The organism is Pseudomonas sp. CFBP13508, assembly GCF_005233515.1.
Taxonomy (GTDB): domain Bacteria; phylum Pseudomonadota; class Gammaproteobacteria; order Pseudomonadales; family Pseudomonadaceae; genus Aquipseudomonas; species Aquipseudomonas mercuritolerans.
The window spans coordinates 604,984-620,675 of record NZ_QFZZ01000001.1 but is presented as its reverse complement, the minus strand read 5'-3'; the positions used below and the strand labels follow the sequence as shown (position 1 = coordinate 620,675).

At 59.5% G+C, this 15,692-nt stretch carries 15 protein-coding genes; 6 read left to right on the top strand and 9 right to left on the bottom strand.

The window, feature by feature from the left end:
• Positions 1 to 89 precede the first annotated feature (89 nt).
• Positions 90 to 956: a Ku protein gene (locus PspCFBP13508_RS02750; RefSeq protein WP_137213567.1), complete on the top strand. Its 867-nt coding sequence runs from the start codon at positions 90 to 92 to the stop codon at positions 954 to 956.
• Between the two features lie 131 nt (positions 957 to 1,087).
• On the opposite strand, the gene lpxO is transcribed toward PspCFBP13508_RS02750, so the two are convergent.
• Positions 1,088 to 1,987 carry a lipid A hydroxylase LpxO gene (gene lpxO, locus PspCFBP13508_RS02745; protein ID WP_130910523.1) on the bottom strand — a complete coding sequence of 300 codons (900 nt, stop codon included), beginning with the start codon at positions 1,985 to 1,987 and terminating at the stop codon, positions 1,088 to 1,090.
• 311 nt (positions 1,988 to 2,298) lie between these two features.
• Between lpxO and PspCFBP13508_RS02740 the strand changes: the two genes are divergently transcribed.
• Complete coding sequence (locus tag PspCFBP13508_RS02740; protein ID WP_137213566.1) at positions 2,299 to 2,733, top strand: short chain dehydrogenase; 435 nt, start codon at positions 2,299 to 2,301, stop codon at positions 2,731 to 2,733.
• 33 nt (positions 2,734 to 2,766) lie between these two features.
• Here the strand turns inward: PspCFBP13508_RS02740 and PspCFBP13508_RS02735 are convergent, their stop codons facing one another.
• The 4 genes from PspCFBP13508_RS02735 to PspCFBP13508_RS02720 all read right to left on the bottom strand — a co-directional run bounded on the left by PspCFBP13508_RS02735 (position 2,767) and on the right by PspCFBP13508_RS02720 (position 7,375).
• A complete protein-coding gene (locus PspCFBP13508_RS02735; protein WP_137213565.1) occupies positions 2,767 to 3,711 on the bottom strand; it encodes a class I SAM-dependent methyltransferase in 945 nt (314 codons plus the stop codon).
• Between the two features lie 14 nt (positions 3,712 to 3,725).
• A complete protein-coding gene (locus PspCFBP13508_RS02730; protein ID WP_137213564.1) occupies positions 3,726 to 5,093 on the bottom strand; it encodes an iron-containing redox enzyme family protein in 1,368 nt (455 codons plus the stop codon).
• Between the two features lie 110 nt (positions 5,094 to 5,203).
• Positions 5,204 to 6,133 carry a ZIP family metal transporter gene (locus PspCFBP13508_RS02725; RefSeq protein WP_016774695.1) on the bottom strand — a complete coding sequence of 310 codons (930 nt, stop codon included), beginning with the start codon at positions 6,131 to 6,133 and terminating at the stop codon, positions 5,204 to 5,206.
• Between the two features lie 15 nt (positions 6,134 to 6,148).
• A complete protein-coding gene (locus tag PspCFBP13508_RS02720; RefSeq protein ID WP_110645264.1) occupies positions 6,149 to 7,375 on the bottom strand; it encodes a zinc-dependent alcohol dehydrogenase in 1,227 nt (408 codons plus the stop codon).
• Between the two features lie 376 nt (positions 7,376 to 7,751).
• Here PspCFBP13508_RS02720 and PspCFBP13508_RS02715 point away from each other — a divergent pair, with 376 nt between their 5' ends.
• Both PspCFBP13508_RS02715 and PspCFBP13508_RS02710 read left to right on the top strand, forming a co-directional pair.
• Entirely contained in the window at positions 7,752 to 9,338 is a 1,587-nt protein-coding gene (locus PspCFBP13508_RS02715; protein WP_016774693.1) for an ABC-F family ATPase, read from the top strand.
• A gap of 275 nt (positions 9,339 to 9,613) precedes the next feature.
• Positions 9,614 to 10,801, top strand: coding sequence for an MFS transporter (locus PspCFBP13508_RS02710; RefSeq protein WP_137213563.1), 1,188 nt, complete (start codon positions 9,614 to 9,616; stop codon positions 10,799 to 10,801).
• A 134-nt stretch (positions 10,802 to 10,935) separates the two neighbouring features.
• Here the strand turns inward: PspCFBP13508_RS02710 and PspCFBP13508_RS02705 are convergent, their stop codons facing one another.
• Both PspCFBP13508_RS02705 and PspCFBP13508_RS02700 read right to left on the bottom strand, forming a co-directional pair.
• Positions 10,936 to 11,973: a dienelactone hydrolase gene (locus tag PspCFBP13508_RS02705; RefSeq protein ID WP_137213562.1), complete on the bottom strand. Its 1,038-nt coding sequence runs from the start codon at positions 11,971 to 11,973 to the stop codon at positions 10,936 to 10,938.
• 167 nt (positions 11,974 to 12,140) lie between these two features.
• Positions 12,141 to 12,752, bottom strand: a complete 612-nt coding sequence (locus PspCFBP13508_RS02700; protein WP_137213561.1) for an FMN-dependent NADH-azoreductase — start codon at positions 12,750 to 12,752, stop codon at positions 12,141 to 12,143.
• Between the two features lie 126 nt (positions 12,753 to 12,878).
• Here PspCFBP13508_RS02700 and PspCFBP13508_RS02695 point away from each other — a divergent pair, with 126 nt between their 5' ends.
• Both PspCFBP13508_RS02695 and PspCFBP13508_RS02690 read left to right on the top strand, forming a co-directional pair.
• Positions 12,879 to 13,787 (top strand): LysR substrate-binding domain-containing protein, encoded by a 909-nt coding sequence (locus PspCFBP13508_RS02695; protein ID WP_137213560.1) that lies wholly within the window; start codon positions 12,879 to 12,881, stop codon positions 13,785 to 13,787.
• Positions 13,784 to 14,143, top strand: a complete 360-nt coding sequence (locus PspCFBP13508_RS02690) for an MmcQ/YjbR family DNA-binding protein (RefSeq protein WP_130910532.1) — start codon at positions 13,784 to 13,786, stop codon at positions 14,141 to 14,143. The genes PspCFBP13508_RS02695 and PspCFBP13508_RS02690 overlap by 4 nt, the downstream gene beginning before the upstream one ends.
• A 138-nt stretch (positions 14,144 to 14,281) precedes the next feature.
• On the opposite strand, the gene PspCFBP13508_RS02685 is transcribed toward PspCFBP13508_RS02690, so the two are convergent.
• Positions 14,282 to 14,710 (bottom strand): DUF1294 domain-containing protein, encoded by a 429-nt coding sequence (locus tag PspCFBP13508_RS02685; protein ID WP_137213559.1) that lies wholly within the window; start codon positions 14,708 to 14,710, stop codon positions 14,282 to 14,284.
• Positions 14,707 to 15,537 carry an undecaprenyl-diphosphate phosphatase gene (locus PspCFBP13508_RS02680; protein WP_016774688.1) on the bottom strand — a complete coding sequence of 277 codons (831 nt, stop codon included), beginning with the start codon at positions 15,535 to 15,537 and terminating at the stop codon, positions 14,707 to 14,709. The genes PspCFBP13508_RS02685 and PspCFBP13508_RS02680 overlap by 4 nt, the downstream gene beginning before the upstream one ends.
• Between the last annotated feature and the right edge of the window lie 155 nt (positions 15,538 to 15,692).

Here is a 15,692-nt window from a genome sequence, read left to right as displayed (position 1 = left end):
GGCTTGACCGTACCGCTGGACGCCGCGCAATCACTGGAAACTTTCTCACCGCGCCACGGGTCACCTGATCATCACTCGGAGGACAAGTCATGGCTCGGGCAATCTGGAAAGGCGCAATCAGTTTTGGACTGGTACACATCCCCGTGGCGCTGGTTTCAGCGACGTCGTCCCAAGGCGTGGACTTCGATTGGCTCGACAGCCGCAGCATGGACCCGGTGGGCTATAAACGCATCAACAAGGTCACCGGCAAGGAAGTCACCAAAGAACACATCGTCAAAGGCGTGGCCTACGAAAAGGGCCGATACGTGGTGCTCAGCGAGGAAGAAATCCGCTCGGCGCACCCCGTTTCCACGCAGACCATCGACATTTTTTCTTTCGTCGACGCCGAACAGATTCCACTGCAAAACATCGATACGCCCTACTACCTGGCGCCGGACAAGCGCGGTGGCAAGGTTTACGCGTTGCTGCGCGAGACGCTAAGCAAAACCAACAAGGTCGCCCTCGCCCGTGTCGTCCTGCATACCCGCCAATACCTGGCCGCGTTGATGCCGCTGGAGTCGGCGCTGGTTCTGGTGAAGCTGCGCTGGCCACAGGAAGTGCGCAGCCTTGATGAACTGGCGCTGGGCAGTGAAGTGACCAAGCCCCAGTTGGCCAAGGGTGAGCTGGACATGGCCAAACGTCTGGTTGAGGACATGACCTCGGAGTGGTCGCCGGAAGATTACAAGGACGAGTTCGAAGACAAGATCATGGCGCTGGTCGAGAAGAAAGCCCACGAAGGCAAGATCGAGGACGTCGAGACCGCCACTGGCGAGGAAGAACGCAAGACTGCCGATGTTATCGACTTGACCGAGCTGCTCAAACGCAGCCTCGGTGGCAAGGCACCGGCCAAGCCCAAGGCCAAATCAACCAGTAAGGCGGCGCCGGCGAAGAAGACTCGGAAGGCGTCTGGGGAGTAAGCGTTGGGCCAGATAGAGGTATGTTGGAATTGAAGCCGCCTTCGCGAGCAGGCTCGCTCCCACAGGGGTACGCATTCCAAAATGTGGGAGCGAGCTTGCTCGCGAAGAGGCGGTACTGACTCCGGAAATCTTCAGATCAGAATAAAGATCGCCAACAACGCGGCAAAAATCGCCCATTTTTCCAAGTAGTAACGCGTACGGTTGCGCTTCTTCAGATCTTTGCCGCGCAAACGAATCTTGTAGATCTTCGTAAACAAGCGGTTGATCCCACCGGTCTTGTCCCCCGCATCATTCGGCGCGCCTGCCGCTGACATCACCGTGCGGCTGAACCAGCGATTGAACGCCGCGGCCCAGCGGTATTTCAGCGGCCGCTCAATGTCACAGAACAGAATGATCCGGTTCTGATCCGTGGTGTTTTCGGCGTAATGAATAAACGTCTCGTCGAACATCACCGCTTCGCCATCGCGCCAGTGATAGTTCTCGCCGTCGACGTTGATGTAGCAGCCAGGATCGTTCGGCGTATCCAGGCCCAGGTGATAACGGTAGGAACCCGCGTACGGATCGCGATGGCGCACCAGTTTCGAACCCGGTGGCAGCTCGGCAAACATTGCCGCCTTGATCGAGCCGATGCTTTGCACCAGTTCGGTGGTGCGCGGGCACAGCTTCATCGCCGAGGGGTGACTGTCGCCGTACCACTTGAGGTAGAAGCGCTTCCAGCCAGTCTTGAAGAAAGAGTTGAAGCCGACATCGTCATACTGATTCGAGCGCTTGATCTCGCCGGCACGCAGCAGACTCTGGCCTTCCTCGCGAATCTCTTGCCAGTGCGCCTGCAATGGGCTCAGGTCGGGAAAGTCTGCCGGGTTCAGATAGGGCTTGTTGGGAATCTTCGAAAACAGATAGAGAAAGCAATTGATCGGGGCGAGAAACGTCGAATGGTCACTCAATTGCCGGCCCAGTTTGTGGCGCACGCGTCCACGCAGGTGGACGTAGGCAATTGAAATGACATAAACAGCGGCAATGATGAGTTTCACGGAAAAGAGTCACACGTCAAAAGTGAACAAACTGCGCGCGTGGCGGCCTTGAGCCCAGCGTCTTATGCAGCGGTCTTGATGCACAGGGCGCGTCCTTGGCCCGCGCCGTTTCCGGGCGCTCGGTGAAGGGTGGCATTTTAGCCACACTTTGTAACCGGTAGTGAACTCTCAAGTGTGAAAAACTGTCTTGCAGATCTTTTGTGTAATAGCTGCGGTACATGAAAAACAGGCGCAACGGCCATTGCTCAATTCGATGGAACCACGCTTCGCACGCACTCCTCTATCGCTTATCAACAATGGGAGGAACCCTCATGATCGCCCCACAAACCGGTATGAAACCAGGTCAGCGCTATCGCATTGAAAGTGTCGAACGCGCGCCGCAATTCTCTGGCTTTTTTCTCGATGGCAAGTATTACCTGGGACCCGAATTGCAGACCGCGATCGGCTGGCTTGAAGGGCAGACATTTTTTTACGACCAGCTCGACCCGACCGGTGAGCCGGTGTATCCGGACAGGATTGCCGGGACCATCGAGGGCCTGACGCTGGAAATGCCGGACGGCTTGCGCCTGGAGATCGAAGAAGCGCCCTACCAGGCGGAACCTGCCGCTGCGGTGCGTTCTTCGTTTGAGGGGCGGGTCGAGCGCATCTCGCGCCTGCCGATACGCCCTTCGCCGCTGCTGGTAGCCGGTGCGGCAATGCTGGTAGGGGTTTGCCTGCTGACCATTTCGCGCATCAGAAATCGCTGAAGGCCACCGCGCGAGCAGTGGCCCAACTATCGGTCACTGCTCGCGGGTTACCGTCAGTGCGACCACGGCGATTCGCTCGGCGCGCTCGTATTCAGGCTTGAGCAATTCCTCGCTGAAAACGTCCGGATCAAGCTCGCGATAGGTCCAGCCGAAACGCTCGCCCTTGAGCAGAGGCGCCACAGCCTCGCGGAACGGATCCTGCCCGGCGACGATCGCCACGCCGGTGTACACCAGCAACGTGCCGCCGACTTCCAGACGCGGTAACGCCTCACGCACGATCCGCACCGACAAACCCTCACCCAGCGCCCCGCCGCCGTGGCGATAGGCGCGCTGTTGTTCGTCGTTCATGTACGGCGGATTGGCGATGATCAGATCGAACTGCCCTTCGACACTGGCGAGCAGATCGCTGTGATACACCGACACATTGTTTGCGCCCGCCAGCTCGGCGTTGACCGCACTCATGCGCAGCGCCCGCGGATTGATGTCGACCGCCAGCACGTCGGCATCAGGACGTGCCTTGGCCATGACGACCGCGCCGGCGCCGCTGCCGCAGCCGATGTCCAAAGCGCGCCTGATCGGCGAAAAGCGTTGCTGCAATTGCGCTTCGATGGCCTGGGCGAAACGATAAGTGTCGGGGCCGAAGAACACCGCATCACTCGCCGTCGTCGGAAACGCCGAGTGGGCGAACAACCGGTCATTCAGCGTCGACCAGCGCACATGACTGCGCCACACTGCGCCATCGAGTTCAACTACGCCGGCCTGTTCCAGCGTGGCCAGTTCGTCTGCGCTGAACAGCTCAGCAGGAAACGGCATCGACCAACCAAACACATCGCGCAGATCTTTCGCCAACGGCGTGGCAAAGCGCTGCAGAAATCGTTCGTGGGTCAACGGCGTTGGGGTGATGAAGTGATAGCCGCTGTCGAGCAAACGCTTGCCCAGCTCGAACAGCGCTCTATCGGATGTTTCTTGTGCCGACATGAAGCCTCCTTGTTTCAACGCAAGCGGGCGCGCAGTTGGATGAAGCGACGCGTCGCAAAAAGTCCGGCCGGGCGCCAGTGTCGCTGCGGTTGCAGCCACGGCGTCAACAACGCCATTTGCTCGGCAGCAGGTTTGTCGGCCAGTGCCGCTTCCAGATTGAGCAGATCGGCATCATCGTCAAAGGTTTCCTCTACCGCAGCTTCGCGGCGTACGTAAGGCCGAGGGCGCGATGCCGGGCAATCCTGAGTGATCCAGTCGCGCAGCAGCTGTTTCTCATAGCCGTTGAACACCCCGAACATCGCCGCATCGCTACCGTCGATCAAACGCCAGAAGCGACTTTCTTCCACCGCCTCGCCGCGCTTGATCCAGCTCTTGCGCTCCAGAGCTGCGAGGAATTCGCCCATTTGCCCCGGCGTGGCCAGCCATTGATTGATGGTGCGGTTTTCGATGCGGCAATAATCGGAATGCATGTGCCGGCCAAAGACAGCCTTGCGCTCAAGCATGGCGATGACTTCGTGGTCCAGATCGAACTCTGTAATCACGGCGGTTGTGCCTTTGCCGACATCATTGAGGCGATAACCGACGGCCATGCGCCGATAGAACTCATCGCGCTCTTCGCCCAGCGGCATCAGTTCGAGCATTGATTGCACAGCCTTGCGCGCGTGCCCGGTACTGGCGTTGTCGATGGTCACATGCAGACGGAAATAGTGCGGATCGATGCCCAGCTCTGCCAATTCATAAGCACTGATCAGCAGATGCAGCGGCAGTTGTTCGTAGCCAAGATTGAAACCGATAACTTCAGGCAGAAACTGCCCGCCGAAACGTCCCAGTGCCAACTGCACCGCGCCTTGCAGAAAATACTCGTCGGCAAGACCGCTCAGATCAGAGCAGTCATGCTCAGCGAGCAGCTTGCGATAGATCACCACATGATTCTGCCGTGGCACGCCCTCGCCCAGCTCTTCAAGATAGGTATCGAGTAAATCGTCGAAACGCGGGTCCTGCCACTGCGGTAGTAACCCGGCCAGCCATGCGCCATCGACCTCTTTGGTCGGTGCCACATGCAGAATGAAATACAACGCGTGGGATTTGTTACGGAAATAGCGGCGCGGCGCGCCCTGCTGACGTTGCTCGAGGTAATCGGCGTACTCGGCCGCCACGCTGGCGCAGCGGGTTTCCGACCATTGCAGCAGTTCTTCAGCGCTGGCCGGCAAATCATCCGACAGCGCAGCCGCCTTGCTCAGTTGCCGGCGCAGGAAGTCCAGTGCCGCGCGATCAACCGTGGAATCTTCCGCCAGCAATCGGTCATAGAGCCGGCGCTCGGTATCCGCCGGCGTGGATGTTTTACCCGAAGACTTCCTGGTCGGGATTTCGATCAGCGACATGACTCATTCCCCTGCGTTATTGGCATTGCCTATAAACGAAAGAGTGATTGGCGCTGAAAAAAATTCCTTTTTTGTGCGGGGCGATGCGCTCAGTGGTGTGCGTCGGTTGGCTAACCCAAAGCCGTGTCGAGAAACATCATCACGCCGAAGCCGAGCATCAGCCCAAGCGTGGCAGGCGTTTCGTGACCGTTGCGGTGAGTTTCCGGAATAACTTCGTGGGACACCACGAAAATCATCGCGCCGGCGGCCAGGCCCATCGCCACCGGAAAGCCCAACGCAAAACTGTTGGTGATGCCCAATCCGATAATCGCGCCCAACGGTTCCATCAATCCTGAAGCGGCAGCAATCAACGCTGCACGCACGGCGGAAATGCCGGTCACCCGCAGCGCCAACGCCACAGCCAGACCTTCGGGAATATCCTGAATGGCGATCGCAGTGGTCAGCGGCAAGCCGATTTTCATGTCGCCGGTGGCGAAGCTGACGCCGATCGCCATGCCTTCCGGCAGGTTGTGCAGGGTGATCGCCAGCACGAACAGCCAGACCCGATTGAAGCGCTTGGCTTCAGGCCCGCGCCGGCCGCTTTTTTCATGTTCGTGGGGGACGAAGCGGTCAAGGCCGACCATCAACGCCACGCCCAAGGCCATGCCGGCCACAACGACGGCAGCGGCGAGCATGGGACTGCTCACCGCCTCCTTCGCCGCCGCAATGCCCGGCAGGATCAGTGAAAAGGAACTGGCTGCCAGCATCATCCCCGCCGCGAAACCGAGCATGGTGTCCTGGGTTCGCGAAGTAATCGCCCGCAGCGCCAGGGCCAATAACGCACCGACTGCCGTGGCCGCGAAACCCGACAGTCCGCCCAGTGTGGCGAGGCGCAAGGTGTCGCGGCCCGTACTGACCAAACCGGTGTAGCCACTGATCAACAGCAACACGGTGACGCCGACCAGGGTCAGCCAGAAAATGCGCCCTCCCCAGCCCGTACGCGACAGGCTGACGAACCATGCACGTACGGGAGCTGCGAATGAAGATGACGGTAGCGCCATGAAAACTCCTCGGTTTCAGGTGGCCGGTGCGAACGGTGTGGTTTCATCCAGCTGCGCCAGCGGAACATCGCTGCCACCCGGGGTCAGAATCACCTTGCGGCATTCTTCCTGCTTTTTATTGAAGATCTTGTAGCCCTCGGCCGCCTGTTCCAGCGACAGCCTGTGAGTGATGATCGCTTCGGGCTGCAACTTGCCGGTTTCGATGTAGCCAAGTAGCTCCGGCAGAAAACGCTGTACGTGAGTCTGGCCCATTTTGAAGGTCAGGCCCTTGTCAAAAGCGTCGCCGAACATGAAGCCATGGATGAACCCGGCATATACGCCCGGAACGCTGACCACACCACCGCGCCGGACGGCGGCGATGCACTGGCGCAAGGCCTTGCCGCTACTGCCTTCAAGCTTGAGTGTAGCCATCACCGTTTCGGTGGTGCTGCCCTTGGCTTCAAGGCCCACGGCATCGACCACGGCATCGACGCCGCGATGGCCGGGAGTCTGGCCGGTAATAGTGTCGGCCGGGTCATCGTCTTCATCGAAGTTGATCGGAATCACGCCATAGGTGCGCTGGGCGTAATCGAGGCGGTACTGGTGATGGTCGACCATGAAAATCAGCTCGGCACCGAGCATCCTGGCGCAGGCTGCGGTGAGCAGACCGACCGGCCCGGCACCATAAATCGCCAGACTCGAACCCTGTTTGACGCCGGCGTTGATCACCGCCTGCCAGGCAGTCGGCAGGATGTCAGAGAGAAACAGCACTTTCTCGTCCGACAGCGTGCCCGGCACCTTGAACGGCCCGGTGTTGGCTTTCGGTACGCGCACCAGCTCCGCCTGGCCACCGGGAATTCCGCCATACAGACGGCTGTAGCCAAACAGCGCTGCTGGCGGCGGAATCATTTTCTTGTTCAGCGCCGCGCCGGGGCCTTCATTAGTGGTCTCGCAGGCGGCGTAAAGCTCTTGCTGGCAGAAGAAGCAATCGCCACAGGCGATCACGAACGGAATCACCACACGGTCGCCGCGCTGCACGGCCGTGACGGCTGGGCCGGTTTCTTCGACGATGCCCATGAACTCATGGCCAAAGATATCGCCGTGCTCGACGGTGGGTATTTTGCCTCGATACAGGTGCAGGTCCGATCCGCAGATGGCGGTAGCGGTGACGCGCAGGATGATGTCGTCGGCGGCTTCAAGTTTCGGGTCCGGTACGGTTTCGACGCGCACGTCATGGGCGCCGTGATAGGTCATTGCTCGCATGGCTTGGTCCTCACTCGTTTGAACGAAAATGGCTACTGCTCCACTTTCCGAAGTGAAAATGGTCGAGTGAGTTCATTCGGGTTTTCGAGATTTTGATCAGCGGATATCGATCGCTTCTCGGACGAGCCGATGCGTACGTCCGTTTGCCTGCCATATAACTGCCGTCTGAGTTATGCGACAATGCGCGCCAATGTCCAACAAGAACCCCGTACTCGTCGCTCAGCAGCTTGCCTTCAACGGCCCCAGTTGCGGACGGCTTATGCGCGTTGGCTCAACTCAAGCACAGACTGGGGGGAGCTGGAAAAGCTCCAGATTGGTACTCAAGTCCGGTACCAGGCACCACAGACCAGCTCTAACCCATTGATAGGTAAGGTAATTGATCTCCACAGCTAACATCACGATGCAGTTTGGCGCCAAGCCGCTGTTCGAAAACGTTTCGGTCAAATTCGGCGCAGGCAATCGCTACGGCCTGATCGGTGCCAACGGTTGCGGCAAGTCGACCTTCATGAAAATCCTCGGCGGCGATCTCGATCCGTCCGGCGGTCAGGTCATGCTCGAGCCGAACGTGCGTCTGGGTAAGCTGCGCCAGGATCAGTTCGCCTACGAAGAATTCACCGTGATCGACACCGTGATCATGGGTCACGAAGAGCTGTGGAAGGTCAAGGCCGAGCGCGATCGCATCTACTCGCTGGCGGAAATGTCCGAAGAAGACGGCATGGCCGTTGCCGAGCTGGAAACCGAGTTCGCCGAGATGGACGGCTACACCGCCGAATCCCGCGCCGGCGAACTGTTGCTGGGTCTGGGCATTCCGCTGGAACAGCATTTCGGCCCGATGAGCGAAGTTTCGCCAGGCTGGAAACTGCGCGTGTTGCTGGCGCAGGCACTGTTCTCCGATCCGGAAGTGCTGTTGCTCGACGAACCGACCAACCACCTGGACATCAACACCATTCGCTGGCTGGAAAACATCCTGACTCAGCGTAACAGCCTGATGATCATCATCTCCCACGACCGTCACTTCCTGAACAGCGTGTGCACGCACATGGCTGACCTGGATTACGGCGAGCTGCGTCTGTTCCCGGGCAACTACGACGAATACATGACCGTGGCGACCCAGTCCCGCGAGCAACTGCTGTCGGACAACGCCAAGAAGAAAGCGCAGATTTCCGAGCTGCAGTCGTTCGTCAGCCGCTTCTCGGCCAACGCCTCGAAAGCCAAGCAGGCCACCTCCCGCGCCAAAGCGATCGACAAGATCCAGCTGGCCGAGGTCAAGCCTTCCAGCCGCGTCAGCCCGTTCATTCGATTCGAACAGAACAAAAAGCTGCATCGTCAGGCGGTCATGGTCGAGAAAATGGCCAAGGGTTTCGATGGCAAGCCACTGTTCAAGGACTTCAGCTTCCAGGTTGAAGCCGGCGAGCGCGTCGCGATCATCGGCCCGAACGGTATCGGCAAGACCACCCTGCTGCGCACCCTGGTCAATGAACTGACCCCGGACGCCGGTAGTGTGAAATGGACCGACGCCGCTGAACTGGGTTACTACGCTCAGGACCACGCTCACGACTTCGAAGACGACGTCACCCTGTTCGACTGGATGGGTCAGTGGACCCAGGGCGAGCAGATGATTCGCGGTACTTTGGGCCGCATGCTGTTCTCCAACGACGAGATCCTCAAGTCGGTCAAGGTCATCTCCGGTGGTGAACAAGGTCGCATGCTGTTCGGCAAGCTGATCCTGCAAAAGCCCAACGTGCTGATCATGGACGAACCGACCAACCACTTGGACATGGAATCGATCGAGGCGCTGAACCTGGCGCTGGAAAACTATCCGGGCACGCTGATTTTCGTCAGCCACGACCGTGAGTTCGTATCGTCCCTGGCCACACGCATCATCGAGCTGAGCCCGAACGGCGTGACCGACTTCAGCGGCACTTATGACGACTACCTGCGTAGCCAGGGTGTCGTTTTCTAAGGGCAGCTTTTAGTTTCAAGCTGCAAGTTGAAAGCCCTGTCCGTGTGACGGGGCTTTTTGCATTCGGCGGTTGGGAATTGTCGGTGCGCAGATATTCGCGAGCAGGCTCGCTCCCACAGGGGAATGCATTTCAAATGTGGGAGCGAGCCTGCTCGCGAAGGGGCCGTCAGCAGCCCCATCAATCCCAAGGGAAAGTAGTTAGCCTGCTTTCTTTTATCCCGGCCCCGCGCCATGATGTCGGCAACTCTCCCACCGCCGCCCGCGAACGAGTGCTCATGTCTGCGCAGCCACTGCCCCCGCAAAGCTCCCTGGCGATCACCCTGCAGATCGTCTCCATCGTTTTCTACACCTTTATCGCCTTCCTCTGCATCGGCCTGCCGATTGCGGTATTGCCCGGTTACGTCCATGAGCAACTGGGTTTCAGCGCGGTCATTGCCGGGCTGGTGATCGGCTCGCAGTATCTGGCCACCCTGCTCAGCCGGCCAATGGCCGGGCGCATGTCCGATACGCTCGGGACCAAGCGGGCGATCATTTATGGCTTGTGGGGGATTGTCCTCAGTGGCGCGCTGACGTTGCTGTCGACCTTGCTGCAAAGTTTTCCGCTGACCAGTCTGTTGATCCTGATTGCCGGGCGCTTGTTGCTCGGTATCGCCCAAGGCCTGATCGGCGTCGGCACCATCAGTTGGTGCATGGGTCAGGTCGGTGTCGAGCACACGGCAAAATCAATCGGCTGGAACGGCATCGCCTCTTACGGCGCGATCGCAATTGGTGCGCCTCTGGGCGTGGTGATGGTTGCCGAATATGGCTTTGTCAGCCTTGGCCTCGCGCTGTCGGCGTTGGCGGCAGGTGCGCTGTGGTTGATCCGCAACAAGCCTTCGGTGCCGGTGATTCGTGGCGAGCGCCTGTCATTCTGGGCGGTGTTCGGCAAGATTGCGCCGTACGGCACCAGCCTGACCCTCGCCTCGATCGGCTACGGCACGCTGACCACCTTCATCACTCTTTACTACCTCAACCGAGGCTGGACCGGCGCGGCCTATTGCCTGACCGTGTTTGGCGTGTGCTTCATTCTGTCGCGATTGCTGTTCATCTCGGCGATCGCCCGGTTTGGCGGGTTCGCCTCGGCCATCGTCTGCATGTCGGTGGAAACCGTCGGTCTGGTGATGTTGTGGCTGGCGCCCTCCACTGCGTACGCGCTGATTGGCGCGGGGCTGGCGGGGTTCGGGCTGTCACTGGTGTATCCGGCGTTGGGGGTTGAGGCTATCAAGCAGGTGCCGAGCTCCAGTCGCGGATCGGGGCTGGGAGCTTATGCGGTGTTCTTTGATCTGGCGTTGGCGATCGCCGGTCCGGTGATGGGCGCGGTGGCGTTGAATCTGGGCTATTCGTGGATCTTCTTCAGCGCGGCATTGTTGTCGGTGACCGGGTTGGGCCTGACCCTCGTTCTCAAGCGCCGCGCAACCTCCTGAAACCACACGGTTCCCCTGTAGGAGCTGACGAGTGCAACGAGGCTGCGACCTCTTGATCTTGAATAATCAAAGTCAAAAGATTGCAGCCTCGTTGTACTCGTCAGCTTCTACAGGAATTGGTGGGGGTGATGAAGTTATTGATCCGCCGTCTGCATTCCCGCCCTGCTCGATTTGCCCAACGCATGGGCAAAAAACCGTCCGGCCTCGGAGATCAGGTTGCGGTGAATATCCTCGCGATCCACCCCGTCGGCATCGGTGCACAATGCCGGCATGGCGCGGATCTGCTCTTCGGTGCAGGGCGCCATGAACACGAAGTGCCCTGCCCCGGCCAGCAGTTTGAAGTCCGGCGCGGTGGGCAGTTTGCGCGCCAAAGCCGCAGCGTTTTTATCGAAGGCCACCAATTTGTCGCCGTCGCCGCTATAGAGCAGCACCGGCACATGCACATCGGCGAGGGTATGGCGGCCGAATTTCAGGCTCAGCGGCGCCATCAGCAATAAGGCGTGAACCCGTGGATCGGCCACCGGCTGCAAGTCATCGCGATCGACAATCAACTCACCCTGGGTGTTGCAGGCATCGTGATCGTCCGGGCGTTCCTGACAATAGCGGCGCAGACGATCCAGATCCGGTTGCGCCCCGGAAAGAATCAACGCGGTCTCGCCCCCTGCCGAGTAACCGATCACACCGACCTGATCAGCATTGACGAACGGCGCGAGCATGCTGTCGCCGAGGGTCGCGGTGATCGCTTGGGAAATCTGGATTGGTCGCCCGTAGAGATTGCTCAAGGTGCCGAGTCGGCTGTGGTCGCGCCAGTTGTCGCCGGGATGAATCACCGCCACCACGACAAAGCCCTTGCGCGCGAGCGACGTCGCCAGATCATGCAAGGCCAGCGGCGTGCCGGTATTGCCATGGGAGAGCATCAACATGGGAAAGCGGCCGATGGCGACCTTGGTGTCCTCACCAGCCTCCACGGAATAGCCCTCAAGCAAACTCAGGTGCTCACGGTCACTGGACGGATAAAAAGCGATGGCGCGCATCGGTTGCAGATCGAGCGGGTCGAGAAAGGTCATCTCGTGATAACCGACGCTCCAGACAGGGTGGCGCCCCGGTGCGGCCTGCACCGAATTCAGGCTGCCCAGCAGGCAAATCAGCAACATTGCACAAAGATGCCTCATGAATGCCCCACCCTGTCGGACCACATCGTCGGATGTGCTGAAACTGCATAACCCGGGCCAGATTATGTAACAGCCAGAAACAAAAAACTCCGTATTCGGCCCTTGCGGAACCAGAATACAGAGTTTTTTGGGGATTGCCTGAACATCGGCTGTTCTTTACGCAAGCCTTACGCAGCGGCGAACAGTTGCTCGCTGATCTTCGCTTGTGCAGCGCTCATGGCGTTGTTGCGCACTTCTTCACCATAGGCCAGACCTTCAGCGCGAACGATCTCGATATCGGTGATGCCGAGGAAGCCCAATACCAGCTTCAGATATTCTTCGTGAGCGATGCCGCTCGCCTGACCGGCATGGATGCCACCGGAAGTCGACACGATCACCACTTTCTTGCCACCGCACAGGCCTTCCGGGCCGGCTTCGGTGTAGCGGAAAGTCTGGCCGGCCACGGCGATGCGGTCGATCCACGCTTTGAGCTGGGTCGGCACGGTGAAGTTGTACATCGGCGCGGCAATCACCACAGCGTCGGCAGCGATGAACTCGGCCAGGGTCGAAGCACTCAGCCCGGCTTCGTGCTGTTGCGCAGCGTCGCGCAGTTCGGCGGTGGTGCCGGCGGCAACCAGTGTGGTCGACGAAAAGTGGCTGATCGCATCGGCCGCCAGGTCGCGGTAGGTGACCACAGCGCTCGGCTCGGCGGCTTGCCAGGCCTCGACGACCTGACGGCTCAACTGACGGGAAGCCGAGTTGTCGCCGAGAATGCTCGAATCGATGTGCAACAGTTTCATATGGGTTCTCCTGAAAGAATCGCCGGCGGCGACGGAATGGAGACAATCCTACGCAACAAACCAATAGCTGATTAGTCGCCGACGATGCGATAGTTCGTCCCATTGATAGAACGACTGGAAACGCGCATGCAGGACCTCAACGATCTCTACTATTTCGCCAAGGTGGTCGAAGCCGGCGGATTTGCCGCCGCCGGGCGCCTGCTCGGCATTCCCAAGTCACGGCTTTCAAGAAGGATCGCCGAACTGGAAGAGCGCCTCGGCGCACGTCTGCTGCAACGCACCACCCGCCAACTCAATCTCACTGCCGTCGGTGAACGCTATTTGCGCCACTGTCAGGCGATGTTGCTGGAAGCGGAAATGGCCGATGAAGCGGTAGCAAGCATGTCCAGCGAGCCGCGCGGGCGCTTGCGGGTGTCGTGCCCTACCGGTCTGGCCCATGAAATGCTGCCGACGGTAATCAGCGACTTTCTCGGCAAGTTTCCGCAGGTGCAGCTGGAGGTCGTACTGCTCAATCGCCGGGTCGATCTGGTCACCGAAGGCATCGATGTCGCTTTGCGCGTGCGCGATCACGGCGATGAAGATCCGTTGCTGGTAACCCGGCGCTTGCGTCAGGCCCAAGCAGTGGTGATCGCCAGCCCGGCCTTCATGGAAGGCAAAACCATCAATCATCCGCAGGACCTGAAGAATCTGCCGGTGCTCGGCGCGCTGGAAGCCGATCGCATGGTGCATGTGCGTCTGCTTGATCAACAGGGCAAGAGCGTCGATCTAAGCATGGAAGCGCGGTTGGGCATCGATGACTTCGTAGTGCGCAAGGCCTGCGTGCTGGCCGGTCAGGGCTTTACCGTGCTGCCGATGATGTTCTGCGAAACGGAATTGCGTAACGGCACACTGGTGCAGGTTCTGCCGGAATGGTCATTGCCCGGCGGCTGGTTGCAAGCGGTGTATCCGCACCGGCGCGGAGTGATGCCGGCGGTACGCGCATGGATCGATCACCTGGTCGAATCGTTCAATGCCTGCGGGGATAGATTTCTATGAAACAAGGAAGAATGAGCGAAGCCGAGGTTGCCGAATTTTGTCTGGCGCTGCCCGGCGCGCGGGAAGACTACAAATGGGGCGGCGTGCGGGTATTTTCGATTGCCGGCAACAAGATGTTTGCCTTGCAGGGGCTGCGTGGGGATTCGCTGGCGTTCAAGGTCGACAAGGATCTGTTTCTCGGCCATTGCGACCGCCCCGGGATTCATCCGGCACCGTATCTGGCGCGGGCGCAGTGGATCATCATGCATCCGCCCTACCCGCTGGGTGCCGAGGAATTGCGGGGTTTGTTGCAGCGATCGCATCAACTGGTGGTGAGCAGGTTGCCCAGGAAAACCCAAATCGGCCTGAAGCTGTAAACCGATCCCGTGTAGGAGCTGCCGAAGGCTGCGATCTTTTGGGACGCAGAGCGTCCCTGGCTGCATTCCCAAGCAGAGCGTGGGAACGATCAATCAAAAGATCGCAGCCTTCGGCAGCTACAGAGGAATGTGTTTTCCTCAGATCAGCGACAGCAAGTTCGATCCGAGAAACATCTGGTCAATCCAGAACACCTGATGCAACAACACGATCGCCCAGAACAGAATCTGAAACGACACCTTGCGGGTCTTGTGCCGGAACACCTGCTGCGCGACCAAGGCGCCCGGCCAGCCGCCCGCCAGTTCTAACGCATGCAGGATGTTTTCCGGGGTGCGCCAGGCGTCGGCGCGAGCTTTGCGTTTGTCGGCCCAGTACACAAAGAACGCCAGCACACTGACAATCCCGTACGCCGCCAGCGGCACCGGCGAGATGCCGCTGAGCCACATCGACAGCGAGCCGAACAACGGCAGCGCGCAGACGAACAACAGCACCAGCAGTTTCAACTTCAAATGCTGAACGCGCCCGCCCGCAGGCCGGCCTTCCGGGCGGCGCGCGCGGGAATCATTCATGCCTTCGCTGCCGACCAGTCCACCCAGCCGAACTGCCACGTCGCCAGGATGAACAGGCCGAAGGCAATCCGGTACCAGGCAAAGGCTGCATAGCTGTGGCTGCCGATGAACTTGAGCAGGCCGCGCACAGCGATCATGGCGAAAATGAATGCCGTGACGAAACCAATCGCGAACACCGGGAAATCCGCCGGCACGAACAGGTCGCGGTATTTGTAGCCCGAATACACCGCCGCACCGACCATGGTTGGCATGGCGAGGAAGAACGAGAACTCGGTGGCGGTCTTGCGTGACAGGCCGAACAGCAGGCCGCCAATAATTGTCGAGCCGGAACGCGAGGTGCCGGGAATCATCGCCAGGCATTGCGCGAAGCCGATTTTCAAGGCGTCGGTCCAGCGGATCTCGTCGACGGTTTCGGCATGCACTTCATGCTGGCGCTGTTCGGCCCACAACATGATGATTCCGCCGATGACCAGCGCTGCGGCCACGGTAATCGGGTTGAACAGGTATTCGTGGATCAGATCGGCAAAAATCACCCCGAGCACTACGGCTGGCAGGAAAGCGATCAGCAGGTTGGCGGTGAAACGCCGTGCACTCGGCTGGGTCGGCAGGCCGATCACCACGTCGAGGATTTTGCGGCGAAACTCCCAGACTACCGCGAGAATCGCGCCGAGCTGGATGATGATATTGAACGCCATGGCCCGTTCGCCGCCGAAGTTCAGCAAGTCGGCAACGATGATCTGGTGTCCGGTGCTCGAAATGGGCAAAAACTCCGTCAGCCCTTCTACAACGCCTAGTATCAGTGCCTGCAAGGCAGTCCAAAGATCCATCAATCCCCCAGAGAGCGATGCACACCGGCATGCCCCGATAGTATTTTCTAGTGTTCACTGCGTTCAGCGTAGCTGGTTGAAGCTGTACCGATTCCGCGCGCACAGGATCCACACGAAACGGTAAAAATTCCGTGAAATTTCAAAACCGGATTCAG